The organism is Nitrospina gracilis Nb-211, from assembly GCF_021845525.1.
Lineage (GTDB): Bacteria > Nitrospinota > Nitrospinia > Nitrospinales > Nitrospinaceae > Nitrospina > Nitrospina gracilis_A.
Map to the genome: position 1 here is coordinate 2,113,089 of NZ_JAKJKD010000001.1, position 16,510 is coordinate 2,129,598.

15 protein-coding genes are annotated in these 16,510 nt (G+C 57.7%); 9 read left to right on the forward strand and 6 right to left on the reverse strand.

Going from position 1 to position 16,510, the window contains the following annotated elements; all coding sequences use genetic code 11:
* The first annotated feature begins 40 nt into the window (after window positions 1-40).
* On the forward strand, window positions 41-1,732 hold the full coding sequence (gene ilvD / locus J2S31_RS09975; RefSeq protein WP_237098938.1) for a dihydroxy-acid dehydratase: 1,692 nt from the start codon (window positions 41-43) through the stop codon (window positions 1,730-1,732).
* 175 nt (window positions 1,733-1,907) lie between these two features.
* A complete protein-coding gene (locus J2S31_RS09980; protein WP_237098939.1) occupies window positions 1,908-2,834 on the forward strand; it encodes a hypothetical protein in 927 nt (308 codons plus the stop codon).
* 10 nt (window positions 2,835-2,844) lie between these two features.
* Here the strand turns inward: J2S31_RS09980 and J2S31_RS09985 are convergent, their stop codons facing one another.
* Window positions 2,845-3,537 carry an ethylbenzene dehydrogenase-related protein gene (locus J2S31_RS09985; protein WP_237098941.1) on the reverse strand — a complete coding sequence of 231 codons (693 nt, stop codon included), beginning with the start codon at window positions 3,535-3,537 and terminating at the stop codon, window positions 2,845-2,847.
* 130 nt (window positions 3,538-3,667) lie between these two features.
* Entirely contained in the window at window positions 3,668-4,981 is a 1,314-nt protein-coding gene (locus J2S31_RS09990; protein WP_237098942.1) for a M16 family metallopeptidase, read from the reverse strand.
* 80 nt (window positions 4,982-5,061) lie between these two features.
* Here J2S31_RS09990 and J2S31_RS09995 point away from each other — a divergent pair, with 80 nt between their 5' ends.
* Complete coding sequence (locus J2S31_RS09995) at window positions 5,062-5,718, forward strand: hypothetical protein (RefSeq protein WP_237098943.1); 657 nt, start codon at window positions 5,062-5,064, stop codon at window positions 5,716-5,718.
* Window positions 5,719-5,742: 24 nt separating this feature from the next.
* Here J2S31_RS09995 and J2S31_RS10000 read toward each other — a convergent pair whose 3' ends face one another.
* The 3 genes from J2S31_RS10000 to ald form a co-directional block, all read right to left on the reverse strand.
* On the reverse strand, window positions 5,743-6,090 hold the full coding sequence (locus tag J2S31_RS10000; protein ID WP_237098944.1) for a hypothetical protein: 348 nt from the start codon (window positions 6,088-6,090) through the stop codon (window positions 5,743-5,745).
* A 111-nt stretch (window positions 6,091-6,201) separates the two neighbouring features.
* Window positions 6,202-9,666 (reverse strand): DNA polymerase III subunit alpha, encoded by a 3,465-nt coding sequence (gene dnaE / locus J2S31_RS10005; protein ID WP_237098945.1) that lies wholly within the window; start codon window positions 9,664-9,666, stop codon window positions 6,202-6,204.
* Window positions 9,667-9,711: 45 nt separating this feature from the next.
* Window positions 9,712-10,824: an alanine dehydrogenase gene (ald, locus tag J2S31_RS10010; protein WP_237098946.1), complete on the reverse strand. Its 1,113-nt coding sequence runs from the start codon at window positions 10,822-10,824 to the stop codon at window positions 9,712-9,714.
* A 177-nt stretch (window positions 10,825-11,001) separates the two neighbouring features.
* Between ald and J2S31_RS10015 the strand changes: the two genes are divergently transcribed.
* Window positions 11,002-11,796 (forward strand): hypothetical protein, encoded by a 795-nt coding sequence (locus J2S31_RS10015; RefSeq protein WP_237098947.1) that lies wholly within the window; start codon window positions 11,002-11,004, stop codon window positions 11,794-11,796.
* A 156-nt stretch (window positions 11,797-11,952) separates the two neighbouring features.
* Here the strand turns inward: J2S31_RS10015 and J2S31_RS10020 are convergent, their stop codons facing one another.
* Window positions 11,953-12,747: an arginyltransferase gene (locus J2S31_RS10020; protein ID WP_237098948.1), complete on the reverse strand. Its 795-nt coding sequence runs from the start codon at window positions 12,745-12,747 to the stop codon at window positions 11,953-11,955.
* Between the two features lie 297 nt (window positions 12,748-13,044).
* On the opposite strand from J2S31_RS10020, the gene J2S31_RS10025 reads away from it, so the two are divergent.
* From J2S31_RS10025 to J2S31_RS10045, 5 genes are all read left to right on the forward strand, one after another.
* Window positions 13,045-13,734: a TIGR04283 family arsenosugar biosynthesis glycosyltransferase gene (locus J2S31_RS10025; protein WP_237098949.1), complete on the forward strand. Its 690-nt coding sequence runs from the start codon at window positions 13,045-13,047 to the stop codon at window positions 13,732-13,734.
* An 88-nt stretch (window positions 13,735-13,822) separates the two neighbouring features.
* Window positions 13,823-14,293, forward strand: a complete 471-nt coding sequence (locus tag J2S31_RS10030; RefSeq protein WP_237098950.1) for a CYCXC family (seleno)protein — start codon at window positions 13,823-13,825, stop codon at window positions 14,291-14,293.
* 27 nt (window positions 14,294-14,320) lie between these two features.
* On the forward strand, window positions 14,321-14,884 hold the full coding sequence (locus J2S31_RS10035) for a peroxiredoxin family protein (RefSeq protein ID WP_005009377.1): 564 nt from the start codon (window positions 14,321-14,323) through the stop codon (window positions 14,882-14,884).
* A 1-nt stretch (window position 14,885) separates the two neighbouring features.
* Entirely contained in the window at window positions 14,886-15,404 is a 519-nt protein-coding gene (locus J2S31_RS10040; RefSeq protein WP_237098951.1) for a hypothetical protein, read from the forward strand.
* A gap of 38 nt (window positions 15,405-15,442) precedes the next feature.
* Window positions 15,443-16,504, forward strand: a complete 1,062-nt coding sequence (locus tag J2S31_RS10045) for a cytochrome b (RefSeq protein ID WP_237098952.1) — start codon at window positions 15,443-15,445, stop codon at window positions 16,502-16,504.
* Window positions 16,505-16,510 lie beyond the last annotated feature (6 nt).

The window sequence follows — 16,510 nt, forward strand, 5'->3', positions numbered from 1 at the left end:
CTATTCATCCACAAATTGGAGAGACTCTAAGGAGAAGGCCATGTCAGACGCCAGTGAAACCCCGCTCAATCCCCGTAGCCGAACGATCACCCAGGGCGACCGCCGTGCGCCCAACCGCGCCATGTTGCGCGCGGTGGGCTTCAAGGACGAAGATTTCGTGAAGCCGATCGTCGGCATTGCCAACGGGCAGAGCAACATCACACCCTGCAATGCGGGACTGGGTAAACTGGCGGACATCGCTGCTGCTGAAATACACAACAGCGGCGGCATGGCGCAGATGTTCGGCACCATCACCATCAGCGACGGCATCAGCATGGGCACCGAGGGCATGAAATGCTCGCTGGTCAGCCGCGAGGTCATCGCCGACTCGATCGAGACCGTCTGCCGCGGTTCGTCCATGGACGGCGTACTCGCCATCGGCGGGTGCGACAAGAACATGCCCGGCGCGATGATCGCCATGGCACGGTTGAACATCCCCGCCGTCTTCGTGTACGGCGGCACCATCAAGCCCGGCCATCTGGGCGACGAGGATTTGACCGTCGTCAGCGCGTTCGAAGCCGTCGGCAAGTTCAGCGCCGGCGCGATCGACAAAAACGAGTTGACCGACATAGAAAAGAACGCGTGCCCCGGTTTCGGGTCGTGTGGCGGCATGTTCACCGCCAACACGATGTCGTCGGCATTCGAGGCGATGGGCATGAGCCTGCCGTACAGTTCGACCATGTCCAACGAAGACAAGGAAAAGGAAAACAGCACGCGCGAAAGCAGTATCGCGTTGATGAACCTTGTTAAAAAGAACATTCTTCCACGTGATATCATCACGCGAAAATCTTTGGAGAATGCAATCGCCGTGGTCATGGCGGTCGGTGGTTCCACCAACGCCGTCCTGCACCTGCTGGCAATCGCGCACAGCGCGGGCATCGAACTCAGCATCGATGATTTTGAAACCATCCGCAAGCGCGTGCCGTTGTTCTGCGATTTGAAACCGTCAGGACGCTATGTCACCGTCGATCTTCATCGCGCCGGAGGCATTCCGCAGGTCATGAAAATATTGTTGAACGCAGGCCTGCTGCACGGCGATTGCATGACCTGCACCGGCAAGACGGTGGCGGAAAACCTGAAAGACGTACCGGACCAACCGGCGGCAAACCAGGACGTCATCCTTCCTCTGGACAAACCCAAATCGAAGGAAGGACACCTGGTTATTTTGAAAGGCAACCTCGCGCCGGAGGGAGCCGTCGCCAAAGTTTCGGGCATCAAGACGCACGTTCTCACTGGACCGGCCCGCATTTTTGAAAGCGAAGAGGCCTGTCTGGATGCAATTATTGAAAATAAAATCAATGAAGGAGACATCATTGTCATCCGCTATGAAGGGCCAAAAGGCGGACCCGGCATGCGTGAAATGCTGGCACCGACATCAGCCATTGTCGGAAAAGGCTTGGGTGACAAGGTCGGTTTGATCACCGACGGCCGGTTTTCTGGAGGCACTTTCGGACTGGTTGTCGGACACATTGCACCCGAAGCGCAGGAAGGCGGACCCATTGCGCTGGTCCGCGAAGGCGACTCGATCACGCTCGACGTCGACCGCAACCTCATTGAGGTGAGTTTGAGTAGTGAGGAAATGCAAGCCCGGCGGGCTGAATGGAAGGCTCCGCCTATCAAGTATCAGTCCGGTGTGCTTGCCAAGTACGCCAAATTGGTTGCTTCGTCCTCCAAAGGTGCGGTAACGGATTAGTCAGCGCTAATTCGATACCCACCGTAAAAAGTTCTCGTTCTCGCACTCGTTGGGAAGAAATTGGGCCTCTCCCGCACGTTGTGTAGGAGATGGCTCGATTTCTTTTGTGAACCGCTCATGCTAATCCTTGCTTCTTTCTTGTCCAACAAGGAAGGGAGCAAGGCAGATGGAGATCATGGCACCAGAAGCGCCCAATAAGTTGCTGGTGAGCGCGACCCGCATCAACCTGTACTACCTGCACGATTTATTTCAGGAAATCGCTACGGAAGTCGGTGAACGCATTGGGTCGGACCTGGGAGTCGACATCCCGCTAACGGCGGGCATGTGGGGCGGTTCCTACCTCGTTGCCGACCCTACGGGTGTGTCGCGCACCAACGTCAAGCGTCTGTATTCCATCGTCAACTTTCCGCAAGGCACGCCGCTGGACCGGCCGGAAGCGTTCGAAACGCTGATGCGGTACTACCGCGACAGCCTGAAAGAACACTTCAGCGAATTCCGCATCCAACTGGACCAGCCGACGTGGGGCGATGTGATCCCCTACTCCAACCGCAAGCGTCCGACCACCGCCATGCAGATGGTGGACACCTCGCGCCGTATCAACTTCGCCCGTGTGTTCTTCGTTCCCAACCAGGCCACCTGGGCGGAGTCGATCGTCTTCGACATGATCCGCAACGTGCGCCAACTCCGCGAACTGCTGGACATCGATCATCGCCCACGGATCGCGGGCGTCGCTGAACTGAAGTTCCTGTTGCAGGACATCCTCATCACCTACTTCACGCTGAGGCCCGCGCTCACTCCCGACTTCGAGGAGCACGCCAATCCCATCATCAAGGAACTGTACGGAAAATTCGTGACCGGCATGAGCAATCGAGCGGAAGTGGAGGACCAATACCGCAAGGTGTACGCCAATGCGCTGGCCTACGGTTACGAGGAAGCGCTGGAAGGTCCTTACAAGAAGGAAGGGCTGGACATTTTTCAGGTGGAGAACTGGCCGGTGGAGAAAATCAATTTCGTGCCGGACGAACTGAAGGAGAAACTGGTGCCGCACCTGGAAGGCACGTTCGAGAAGTTCAGCTACAACCTCACTGTTCAACAGGCTTGAGCGGCGCTTCTTACAAAAACTCCAGCACGATCCAGCCCGCAAGTCCCTTCTGTCCGTTGGTCTCGCGGTTGCCGCCGTCCCAGATGGCAACGGCAAGCGGGGTGGTCGCATCCAGCGGCCGATCCAGTTCGTCTCCCGTCTGCAAGGCCCGTTTGAACACCACGATCCATCCGGTTTCGGTGCGCACGCCCTGCCCCTGAACGTCCTGCTGGGCTTGCCGTGTGAGCGTGCTGAAGCCTTCGGCGTTGAGGTCTTCCACCGGCGATTTGATTGTAGAGGGATCCTGCACCGTCTGCTTGAGCGCATCGACCTCCACCTGCCGCACGGCTTTCCATTGCCAGATGTTGACCATCTCCCCTTCAGCACCCATGGTGACGGGCGGCGGCGTGCCGGTTGCCTTGAGCGGAAACATCACCGCCGCCTGATCCGTGTAGAGCCGGGAATTGTCAAGCCCATCGTCCCGCGTCGTGTCTTCCCACTCCAGACGCACGGCGAATTCGGTATCGGTGCGCGCCACGCTCAAGGTGACTTGCTTGATGGAAGGGTCGGGCCACTGCGGGTTGGTGATCAACTGCGGACCGAGTTCGATGACTTTCCGCTCCGGTCCCTGCGCCGCCGTCCAGAATCCGGACAAGGGAGACAGCGGCAGTGTTCCCGAATAACGGGTCACCTTCAGTTGCGCCGTGCAGAATCCATCCTGCAAACAGGATTCATAATCCGTCGAAGGGGAACCGCATCCCCAACCCAGGCCCGTGACCAAAACCACAAGCGCGGCAGGGAGCCAACGTAATCCAAAATGCTTTCGTTTCATGAATAGAAAAACCGGGAGAGAGTTAAAAACCGTGGATGAGTCCTTCCAGATCCTTTGAGAGCTTGGGAGTGTGCGGCCCCACCAGCACGACGTTGAGTCCGCTCGCCACAAACAACCTTCGCGCGACGCGGCGGATATCGTCCACGGTGATGCCTTCGATCAGCGCCCGTTCATCTTCCACTGAAATGGCGGTGGAATACAACGGGGCCTGGCCATACCGCACCAGTTGCTTGTAGGGAGAGTCGTATTCGAGTTCCAGTTCATAAGCATAGCGTTTTTTAACGAAGTCGAGTTCCTCGGCGCTCGGCCCTTCGGCAAGCAGGGTTTTGATCTCGCGGAAAATGATATCGGCGATCTCCAGCACTTTCTCCGGACGGGCGTTGACGTCGAAGTCGAACGTGCCGCAGTCGGAGAGCGCCGTCTCCCGCGCCTGAACGGAATACACCAGGCCGCGGTCTTCGCGCAACGTCTTCTGCAGACGCGACGCCGTGCCGTCGTCGAAAATGAGTGCGATCAGGGAAACGATGAAATAATCCGGATCGTTGAACGACACTGAGCGAAAACAGATCTGCAACTGGGTCTGGCTGTCGTCGTGCTTCTGGATGAACAGCGCCGGGGCCTGCTGATTCTCGGCAACCGTGCCGACAAAATGATTCTTGGGTATCACCCGCCCGCACTTCGGAAATCCGCCGAAGTGGCGCTGGGCCAACTCCAGAAACCGGTCGTGACTGAGCGCGCCCGCACCAGCCAGCACCATGTTGCCGGGGCAATAGAACGTTTCGAAAAACTCGCGGAGCTGGGCTGTGTCGATGGCCTTGATCGACTCCTCGGTGCCGATAATGGAATATCCCAGTGGATCGTCACCGTACAGCAGTTTGCACGCGTGGTAGTCGATGTCCACGTTCACGCCTTCCGCGTTGAAGTCTTCGAGGCATTCTTCCAGGATGATCTCGCGCTCGACCTCGATGCTGGGGAACAGGGGATCGGCGAAGAAATCGGAAAACAGTTCCATTCCCCGCTCCAACTGTTCATAATGCGGGCTGAAGTCGTAATGCGTGTGCTCGGTGTAGGTGGAAGCGCGCAGACCGCGGCCGATTTTCTCGAACTCGGTATTGAGCAGAATCGAGTCCGGGTACCTGCGGTTGCCGCGGAACAGCATGTGCTCCAGAAAATGCGAGATGCCGTTGTTCGCGGGCGTCTCGAAGCGCACGCCGGAGCGGATGTACATGCCGATGTCCAGCGTGTGCAGGTGCGGCATCTCCACGGTGACGACGGTCAGTCCGTTTTCGAGCGTGTCGAGGTGCGTCCGGTTTTCTAACGTGTGGGTGGTGTTCATAAATCCTGTTGAAGGGGTGCCGGGAAAATCGACATTATCTCATACAATTTTAACGCGTCCGAGACGGAATTGGAAAATTCATGAACCGACCGGAATGGTGCGAAACGGATTTCCGAAAAGCGGAGGTCTTTCTCGAGGAACACGAAGCGGATCAACCAGATACCGCCCTCTTCGACTGCGGCGACGGGCTGTACGCGGTGATCCCGCGCGGGCTTCCCGCGCTGGGCGTCCGGTTTTACGGCCTGTTCATGCTGGCGCCTCTGCCGGTCCTTCTGGCCAGCGTCGTGGTGCTGGTGCTGTTCGGATTCAAGGATGACGTCACGCTGAACGCCACCACGCTGGGGGTGTTCGCCATCTCGGTGGTGCTGATCATCGGTCTCGTGCGCGTGATGCACCTCATCCTGCAAAACCGCGCGCTGTTTCCACGCAACTATTTCGTCACTCTCGGCAAAAACGGCATCGCCATGCACTACTCGCGCAAGCACTTTCCGTTTCACAACCCGCGCGCGTGGCTCACGTGGCACGACATCAAGTCGGTGGAACCGGGGAACGGGCTGTTCCTGCCCGCGTTTCTGATCGGCCTGCCGTTCATCACCTATCCCAAAGTGCAGGGAGAAAACGGAGTGGAAGTGGATCTTCCCTTTCGCCTGTCCCGCGCCCGGCAGGCGGAACAGATGGAGGCGGTGCTGAGCCTCATCCACAACAACATCGAATGGCGCAAGGCTATTCGAAGTTGACGATAAATTTTTATTTGCGAATTGTTAATTAAAAAATCTTATTACATCAAACCAAAAATATAAAAACATACCCACTGATACAAAAAGAACTAAACGGCTTTTATAGATGCCATACCATAATATAGCACCCAAAATGGCATAATAGATGGAGTTAAGAAGGGCTGGCAACAGCAATAAAACAACAAGAGATTCTTTTGGAGAGGCTCCCATTATTCCCAAAACGGGCGGAAATAAAAGGATATATAAATTAAACCCAAAATCTCCTAAAGGGGAGGCATTTAGAACTATCACGTAAAATAAATAAAGCGCAACAGCAACACAAAATCCGGTTATCGCAAAAGCAAAAACAAACTTTTTAAAGCTTATCTTCACTCTTCTAAATCCCTTTTTTAAATTTAGGGCTCATAAAAGACATAAATGAAATCTCTAATCTAACGCATAGCCAAAATTTAATCCCACCCGCATATTCTATTAATTCAAAAACTATTCGAAGTTGATCGAGTTTTCGCCGAGCAACTCCTCGATCTGTTCGATGACCTCGTCGCAGGGTTTCACTTTGAGAGTGGCCTGCACCGTGCGTTGCCTCGCCGGTCCGCCTTCCGGAAACAGGAAGTGCACCAGCAGTTGGTTGTTTCCCGGATGACGCGCCAGCACGTCCTTCACCGAATGCAGGGTGGTCTTTTCCAGTCCCGGCGTGCGGATGTGGATGTGCACCGTGCCTTTCCAGTAATCCTTCGCTTCGGCCAGCGGACGGATCTCGTTCGCGATCACCTTCGGCCAGTTTTCGTCGGCCTCCACCGTGCCCTTCACCAGAATCGGGCCGTCCTGCTCCAAAATCTCCAGTGAGTTTTTGTACGTCTCCGGCCACACCGTGACCTCCACCGTGCCCTGCAAGTCCTCGAGCGTCATGAGCGCCATCTTGTCGCCCTTCTTCGTCGTCTTGGTGATGATCTTGAACGGCACCCCTGCGATGCTGACTTCCTTGCCATTGGGTCGCTCGGACAGGTTGGCGGAGTTGGCGTCGGTGAACCATGCGATGTCCTTCTGGTACTTCATCAGCGGATGGCCGGACACGTAAAAGCCGATGGTCTCCTTTTCGAATTTCAGGCGGTCGTGGTCGCTCCATTCCTCAACGGGTTCCGACGACACCGAGATCTCCTCTTCCTCTTCGCCCAAAAGATCGAACATACTGGACTGACCCAACTGCCGGTCGCGCTGGCGCGACTGCCCCATGTCCATGTACGCCTGCAGGTGCTTCATCATCCCGGCGCGGCTTTCGCCGACGGAATCGAACGCGCCGCTCTTGATCAGGCTTTCGATGACGCGCTTGTTCACCTTGTTCAGGTCCACCGACTCGCAGAACTGCTTGAGCGAGGTGAACTCACCCACCTGGTTGCGCGTTTCGATGATGATGTCGATGGCCGACGCGCCGACGTTCTTGATCGCACCCAGCCCGAACACCAGCTTGTCCTCGTAAATGGAGAAGTCGCGGAAACTGCGGTTGACGTCCGGCGGCATCATCTGGATGCCCATCTCGCGGCAGTCGTTGATGTAGCGGATCACCTTGTCGGTGTTGTCCATTTCGCTGGAGATCAGCGCGCCGAAAAACTGCAGCGGGTAATGCGCTTTCAGATACGCGGTCTGGTAAGAGATGAGGGCATACGCGGCGCTGTGCGACTTGTTAAACCCGTAGCCCGCGAATTTTTCCATCAGGTCGAAGATGCGCTCCGACTTCTTGTCCGGGATCTTGTTCTTGTGACTGCCCTGGTAGAACTTCTCGCGCTGTTGCGCCATCTCCTCCGGCTTTTTCTTGCCCATGGCGCGGCGCAGGAGATCCGCGTCGCCCAGCGTGAATCCCGCCAGCACGTTGGCGATCTTCATCACCTGTTCCTGGTAGAGGATGACGCCGTGCGTCTCTTGCAGGATGTCCTTCAACTGCGGCAGTTCGTATTTCTCTTCCAGCGTGCCGTGCTTGCGCTTCACGTAGTCGTCCACCATGCCGCTTTCCAGGGGACCCGGGCGGAACAGCGCAAGGAGGGCGATGATGTCCTCAAAGCTGTCCGGCTTCATCTTGAGCAGAAGGTCGCGCATACCGGAGCTTTCCAACTGGAACACGCCGCGCGTTCTGGCTTCGCTCAACAGCTTATAGGTCTCCGCATCGTCTTTCGGGATGGCGTCGAGGTCGAGTTCCGTGCCTTCCGACTCGCGGATCAGTCTGAGCGCGTTGTGAATGACGGTGAGCGTGCGCAGGCCGAGGAAGTCCATCTTCAACAACCCCAGCTTTTCGATATTGTTCATCGAGAACTGGGTCACGATTTCGTCGTTGTTGCCCTTGTACAGCGGCAGGAATTCCGTGAGCGGTTTGGGCGAGATGACCACCCCCGCCGCGTGGGTCGAGCAGTGGCGCGGCAGGCCTTCCAGCTTGAGCGCGACGTTTAGAAGCTCCTCGATGTTTTCGTTTTCCTTCGACATCTCCTTGAAACGCGGCTCCTCGTTCATCGCGTCGGTGAGCGTGATGTTGAGCCGGTTCGGCACCAGCTTGGCGATCTTGTCCACCTCGCCGTAGGTCATTCCCAGCACGCGGCCGACGTCGCGGATGACGCCTTTCGCGTTCATGCTTCCGAAGGTGATGATCTGCGTCACGAAATCGTGCCCGCCGTATTTGTCCGTGACGTAGCGGATGACTTCGTCGCGTTTTTCCATGCAGAAGTCGATGTCGATATCCGGCATGCTGACGCGCTCCGGATTCAGAAAACGTTCGAACAGCAGGCCGTACTGGATGGGGTCGAGGTTGGTGATGCGGAGCGAATAGGCGACAAGGCTCCCCGCCGCCGAACCACGGCCCGGCCCAACGGGAATGCCATGCTCCCGCGCATAGCGGATGAAGTCCCACACGATGAGAAAGTAACCCGGATAGCCCATCTTCTTGATGATGGCGAGTTCTTCTTCCAGCCGGTCTTCGTACACCGTGCGGTCGTACGCCTGCCCCGCCTTGTCCATTTCCTCGTACCGCTCTTTCAATCCCAGCCGCGACTGTTCTTCCAGGTAGGAATAGAGCGTGTGCGCTTCCGGCACCGGATACTCCGGTAGGTTGTCCCGTCCCGTTTCGAGATCGAAGTTGCAACGCTCGGCGATTTTGATGGTGTTCTCGATCGCTTCCGGGATGTCCCGGAACAATGCTTCCATCTCCTGCGGCGACTTGAAGTAATACTCGTCCGAGTGGTACTTCATGCGGTATGGGTCGTCCATCGTCTTGCCGGTCTGCAAACAAAGCAGAATCTCGTGCGAACGAAAATCCTCCTTATCGAGGTAATGGCAGTTGTTGGTGGCGACCACGGGGAGGTCGAGTTTCTTGCCGATTTCGATCAGCCCCTTGTTGATGGGCTCCTGCCAGTCCAGCTTGTGGTCCTGCAACTCCAGGTAGAAGTTGTCGTCGCCCATGATCTCCTTGTACTGCTCCGCCATCTTGAGCGCGCGCGGCAGGTTCTCCTTGTTGATGTAATGGGCGAGTTCGCCGCGGTTGCATGAACTCAGAGCGATCAGTCCGTCCGCGTGCTGGGCGAGCAGTTCCTTGTCGATGCGCGGCTTGTAATAAAATCCTTCCAGATAGCCGGAGGTTACGAGTTTCACGAGGTTCTCGTAACCGGTCTGGTTGCGGGCGAGCAGGATGAGGTGGTGCGCGGCGTCGCGCAGGCGGAAGTTGTCGTCTTTCTTCAACCGGCTTTCCGGCGCGACGTACACCTCGCACCCGATAATGGGCTTGAGGCCGTGCTTGCGTGCGCCCTGGTAGAACTCCATTGCCCCGAACAGGTTGCCGTGGTCGGTCATCGTCACCGCCGGCATCTTGAACTCCTCGGCGCGTTTGAACAGCGCCTCGTGGCGGAGAGACGAATCCAGCAGGCTGAAATGCGTGTGCACGTGCAGGTGCACGAAATTGGAATGACGCATGGGGCGTTCTGTCTTTACAAAAGTTGATCGAACCGGAGTGACCGGTCAGTCCAGCAGTTTTTCAAACGGCACGTATTCCATACCCAGCGCCTCGGCCACCACCGGGTGCGTGACGTGCCCCTTGTACACGTTGAGTCCGTGGCGGAGCGGCCGGCTTTCCACCAACGCCGTCTTGAATCCCTTATGCGCCAGTTCCCTGGCGTAAGGCAGGGTGGCGTTGGTCAGGGCGTAGGTGGACGTGCGCGCCACCGCGCCCGGCATGTTGGCCACGCAGTAGTGAATGACCCCCTCCACCTCGAAGATCGGGTCCGAGTGCGTCGTCGGGCGCGAGGTCTCCAGGATGCCGCCCTGGTCGATGCCCACATCCACGACCACCGATCCGGTGCGCATGCTCTTCAGCATGTCACGCGTGATGAGTTTCGGCGACCTCGCGCCCGTCAGCAGAACCGCACCAATGACGAGGTCCGCCATCGCCGTGTACTCACACAGATTGAGTTTGTTCGACATGATGGTCTTCACGCGCCCATTGAAGATGTCATCGATGAAACGCAGGCGTTCGAGGTCGATGTCCAGCAAGGTCACCCGCGCGCTGGTGCCGATGGCCATCTTCGCCGCGTTCATGCCGACGATGCCGCCACCGATGATGACGATGTGACCCGGATCGACCCCCGGCACGCCACCCAGCAGGATGCCGCGTCCGCCGTTTTCGCGCTCGAGGTATTTCGCGCCCTCGTGCACGGACATGCGTCCCGCCACCTCGCTCATCGGCACGAGGAGCGGCAGGGAGCCGTCTTCCATTTGAACCGTTTCGTACGCGATGCCCGCCACCTTGCGGTCGAGCAGGCCCTGCGTCAACTCCGGCGCCGGCGCCAGGTGCAGGTAAGTGTACAGGATCTGGTTTTCGCGCAGACGCGGAAACTCCTCCGGCAGGGGTTCCTTGACCTTGATGATCATGTCTGCCTGCTCGAACACCTCCTTGCAGGAAAGGATTTTCGCTCCCGTGCGGGCGTAATCGTCGTCGGTGATGCCGCTCCCCTCCCCCGCCGTTTCTTCCACCAGCACGGTGTGGCCATCGGCGATGAGCTCAGTCACCCCGGCGGGAGTCATGGACACGCGGTATTCATCTTCCTTGATTTCTTTTGGGACGCCAATAATCATGTGAATGCTTTGAGGGAATGGATTGTGGATCAGGAAAACGGTGCTTAAACTGATGAGGAAACGCGATTTCCGGCCGATTGCTATTTACCCGGAAATCCTATAAATTATTACACCAGAATGCACTCCCGCAACATCTAAATTAAGAGGCACCCGGAGGAATTGGAATTGGATGAGGCTGTGAACACCAAATTCGACCAGATGTTTCAGGTCCAGTATTTCGCGCCGGAGAAAATGCTGGATCTGGACGAAAAAGACCTGGGCACGGAGGAATTGAAACACCTCGCGGAATGGGAAACCTTTCCGGAAGTGGAAAAGCTGTACATCAGCAACAACCAGTTGACCGATGCGGCGATCGAAACTCTCGAGCACGTCTCCGGTAATTTGCAGTCTCTTTACCTGAACCACAACCTGCTGGGAGACGGCGCGGCGAGGAGCCTCGCCCGGTCGGAATGGGTGAAACCGCTCAAATGCCTGATGCTGGAGGCCAACGCCATCACCGCCGAAGGCGCAAAGGCGCTGGCGGAATCGAAACACTTTCAGAACCTGGAAGAATTGTTTCTCGACTTCAATCCCATCGGCCCCGAAGGCGTGAAGGCCATTGCCGAGTCGCCCAATTTTCCGAAACTCAAGGCGCTTCACCTGGACAGCACGCAGATGGGAAACGCCGGGGCCGTGGCGCTGGCGAACTCCAAAACACTGACCGGCATCGAGCGCCTCTACCTGTGCTCCAACCGCATCGGCAATGAAGGCGCGCTGGCGCTTTCCCGGTCGGAGAACCTCAAAACCCTGCGGGTGCTCAGCATCTGGCGGAACGAAATCCGCGACGCGGGCGGGCAGGCTATGATTGCTTCCAGCACCTTCGACAAGCTGGAGCGGCTTTACATGAGCCTGAACCTGATGGATCCGCCGGTGATTCAGGAAATTCGCAATTCGGCGCTGGCTCAGCGTCTGGTCACGCTGGTCATGGATTAGGAGGGTTCGACATGGAGTACAAATACACGTACAGCAAGCTGTTCAACGTTCTGTTTCACATTGGCGTGATCTTCAATGTCCTGCTGGTGATCTGGCTTTACCTGGTGTTCTTCAACATCCTTTAGTACAGGGCGGGAAGAGGAGAGTGTCCGGGAGTCAGATGGACTGCATCGTCCGGTCCGGGTGGGATGCGGCCTTGACGAGGGCGTCGTTGTTCACCCAGCACACCTGATTTTCCGGCACCAGGTAGTCGCCCTCTGCGTTGCGGAACGGCTTCCACTGGTTGTTCACATAAATCTCGTTGGGCCGGAAGTTGGCTTTGTAGGCCAGCGAGTGGTTGTGTGAAATGAAGTAGCCCATGTAGTAATAGGCAATGCCCCGCCGCTGACAGAGCTGGATCTGCTTGAGCACGCTGAATGTGCCCAGGCTCATCTGCGGCGCCGGGTTGGTGTAAAACGTGTAGATGGCGGAAAACGAACGCTGGGTCACATCCGCCAGCGCCACCCCCACCAGATCGCCGTTGTAATAATACTCGAACTCCATCCCGAACGGCGTGTTCACATAAAACGACAGGCGGAAGTTCTGCTCGTCCTCGACGTCGTCCTGCAAAGCGTGAAACCGTTTTTTATGCTCAAGGTACAGACGGAATTTCTGCTTGGTGAACTGCGGCAAACCCATGCGGATTTCGATGCCCTCGCAGGCCTTGAGCGCCCGCTTCTGGCTCCGCGTCATGCGGAACTCATCGACCCGCACGCGGATCGGCACGCACTCGTGGCAGGTGCCGCAACGGGGGCGGAAATAGTATTCTCCGAAATGGCGCATGCCGTGCGCCAGCATGTAATCGAACTCCACTTCCGAGATGTCTTCCAGCAGGTACTCCTCGAACAGCGATTGCCGGTCCTTGAAGTAACCGCACTGAAAGGGTTTGGAATCAATAAAATGCGCGAGCATAAAGACAACCCCAGGCGCTTGCCCGGGTGGATCAGATTAGCAGGTCGTTAGTGCAACTCGCTCGAATTTTATACCATTTTCACTGCGAAATGTAGGGTCAAGGCCAGAATCGCGACTACATCTCTGAAAATGCAGACGGAGGACCTCCGCTGGAGGCCCTCGTCCGCCTTCGGCAAACCCCGGCATGGCCGGGCAACCCGTTGTAACCCGGGGGTTTTTGTGCTTTACTTCCGCCGGGAGTGGTTAGAACAAAACATGCTCGAATCGGACAACCCAAACCGGTGACTCACCGGAAACATGGAACCGACCTTGAACGTCTCGGTGATCATCCCGACATGGAACGAATCCCGCCTGCTTCCGGACACGCTGGAACGGCTGAAAGGGATCGCACCATACGAAATCCTAATCGGCGACGGCGGCAGTGACGACGACACGCAAGACATCGCCGAGCGCCACGGCGTGCGCTGTATCGCCTCCGCCCGCGGCCGTGCGGTGCAGATGAACGCCGCCGCCGGACAGGCCCAGGGCGACCTGTTGTTGTTTCTGCACGCCGACAGCCATCTGGATGAGGCAGGATTTCAGCGCATGGTAGCGGTCATGAAGCGGGGACGGCACATCGGCGGCGCGTTCAGCCTGGAAATCGACTCCCCGAAACCCGCTTTACGGACCATTTCCCGCTTGGCCACCCTGCGCTCGCGCTACCTGAACCTGGTATACGGCGATCAGGGCATTTTCGTCCTGCCGGAGGTGTTCCGCGAACTGGGGGGATTTTCGCCTTTGCCCATCTGCGAGGACCTGGATTTCTTCCGCCGCCTCAAAAAACGCGGGCGGACGGTGCTCCTGCGTGAGTCCATCTCCACTTCCGCCCGCCGCTGGCACGCCGAGGGGCTGGTGTGGACCACTTCACGCAACATTCTGATCGCCTCACTGTTTTTAATGGGGTTTTCCCCGACCCGTTTGAGCAAATGGTATCCGCCCAAACGGTGACCCAAAACCCTTGAAAGGCCGAAAGCCTAAATTATATAATGGCTGAAAACATACATCCTTAACCCCACCACCTGGTCACCGGATACTTATGGGTAAGAAACAGTCCAAAAAGAACAAGAAGGCCGCAGCATCGCCTTCAACGAATAAAAAATACACGCTCCCGGCGGTGTTTGCCGCTGTGTTGGGGGCCATTTTGATGGGCGGCTACCTGTTCACCCAGCCCCCGGCCACCCCCGTGGCCTCGGCGACGGGCCACCTGATCGAAACCCGTCCGGTGCTGACCCCGGCCCTGTTCACCGGCAAGGCCGCTCTTGCCTACCGGTACGCGGCGGAAATCCCGAAGGTGATCGACAGCCAGTTCTGCTACTGTTACTGCAAGCGCGATCACGGTCACAAAACGCTCCTGACCTGCTTCACCACCATGCACGGCTCCAAATGCGGCGTCTGCATCGACGAAGTGATCTACGCGTACGAGCTGTACAAATCCGGCAAGACTCTCGATGAAATCGTGAAAGCGGTGGATGACCGGTTTTACCGTCCCTACAAACGGCACCTGTAATTGAACGATCGGACCCAGAAAAATAAAATGGAACACGTCCTGGAAAAGAAACCTGTCAGTGTCTATATCCCGTACTCGCTCCTCGCGGCGGCTCTTCTGTTTATTTTCGTGAAGGCGCTGGACAACGTGCCGCCGAAACCGTTCGAGACGGAATACCCGGCGGAGGCGTTCCTCGCCCCCGGCTTCGAACTGCCCACCCTGAACGGCGGCAAGATATCCCTCAAGGATTACCGCGGGAAGGTGGTGTTCATCAACTTCTGGGCCACCTGGTGCGCCACCTGCAAGGTGGAGATGCCTTCCATGCAGAAGGTGTACGACAAGTTCAAGGACCGGGGATTCGAGATGCTGACCATCAGCGTGGACAAGGACCAGAAACTGATCCAGCCGTTCATGGAAGAATACAACCTCACGTTCCCCGTCCTGCTCGACCCGGATGAGGAAATCGCCAAGCAGGTGTACAAGACCACCGGCGTGCCGGAAACCTTCATCGTCAGCAAAAGCGGCGTTATCGTACACAAGGCCATCGGCCCGCGCGACTGGGCGACGGAAGACGCCATGGCCGCATTCCAGCAACTCGTGGAGCAATCCTGATATGATTCCGTTGCGCATTCTGGTCCTAACGCTTTTCCTGTCCTGCCTGCCCGCTTTCGCCTTCGCTCACGGCGGCGAACAACACGACGATCACGCAACCACCATCGAGGAACAACCCGCCGTCGGCTCTCCCGTCAAACTGATCGAAGACATGCCCATGGACTCGCATGCCGGACATTCGACCGAGCCCGTCGAGTACGGCACAGGAGCGGGCGACGCGGTCGATTACGGCGCGGGATCGGAACTGCCGGGGATGGAACACAGTGCCTCGCCCTCTCTCGGGCTGGAGGACGACCCTCTGGGCCTCGGCGCGGGATCGATGGAATCGACGATGCAGGGGGACATGATGGATCATTCCGGGCACGACATGGCGGGCATGCAGGGAAAGAAACACGTCGAACAGGCGACGCATGAAATGGTCGCCTCGTCCAGCAAGGGCTACGGCCTCGCCGTAGGCCTCACCGTCTTATCCGGTCTGGTTGCCGGCATCTTGTTTCTCAAGCGCCCGACCGATTCTTAATTTCCGGCTCCCATACCGGCAAACCCCGGAGGCCGTTCATGGCGAATGGAATCGTTGAGACAGTGAAAAACCGGCTCGGCTACAAGGAGCTGGAGTACCCCATCCCCGAACACGCCAACACCATCCGCTACTCGCTGGGCGGTATGACGCTGTCGTCCTTCTCCATCCTTCTCATCACCGGCATCCTGCTGGCGCAGTTTTACGTGCCGAATCCCGAACGCGCCAACGCCAGTGTGCATTACCTGGTGGACCAGGTGTATCTGGGATGGTTCCTGCGCGGCCTGCATTTCTGGGCGGCGGAGGCGTTGACCGTCACCCTGCTTTTGCACATGATCCGCGTCGCGCACACGGCGGCGTACAAGGCCCCGCGCGAAGTCAACTGGCTGATCGGCGTGGGATTGCTTTTGATGATGGTCGGCTTCCTGTTCACCGGCACCGTGCTCAAGTGGGACCAGGAAGCGTACGAGGCGCTCATGCACTTCAACTGGGTGGCGGACAACCTGGGCATCCTTGGCTACCCGCTGACGGAGAAGTTCGCACAGGGAGTGCCGATCCTCAACCGCGTGTACATGGCGCACATCAGCCTGCTACCTGTCATCACCATTCCGTTGCTCGGACTGCACCTGTTCTACATCAAGTACCACAAGCTGTCGCCCCTGCCGGGTCAGCCGGAGGTGGGTGAGACTCATAAAACCTCGGGCGAGATGGACACGCCGCCGGTGGTCCAGCGGCACATGCCGTTCACCCGTCATCTTCAATACCTGAACATGGCGGGCGCAGGAGTGTTCTTCATCGTCTGCCTGCTGGCGCTCACCATCGCACCGCCGTTGGGCGACCAGCCGGTGTTCGGGATGGAGGTCACGAAGCCGCCGTGGCAGTTCGTCTGGATCTACGCGCTGGAAAATTTGTGGGTGCCGTTTCTGATCGTCGCGCCCGCGCTCATCGTGCTGTTCCTCGTGGCGGTGCCGTTCATCGACCGCGGCCCGGAACGCGACTGGCGCAAACGCCCGCTGGCCACCGCCGTGCTTGCCTTCTGCATCGTGCTGGCGCTCGCCCTCATCATCTGGGGCAAGGTCACCACCATGACCCATTCGATGTGACGGGAC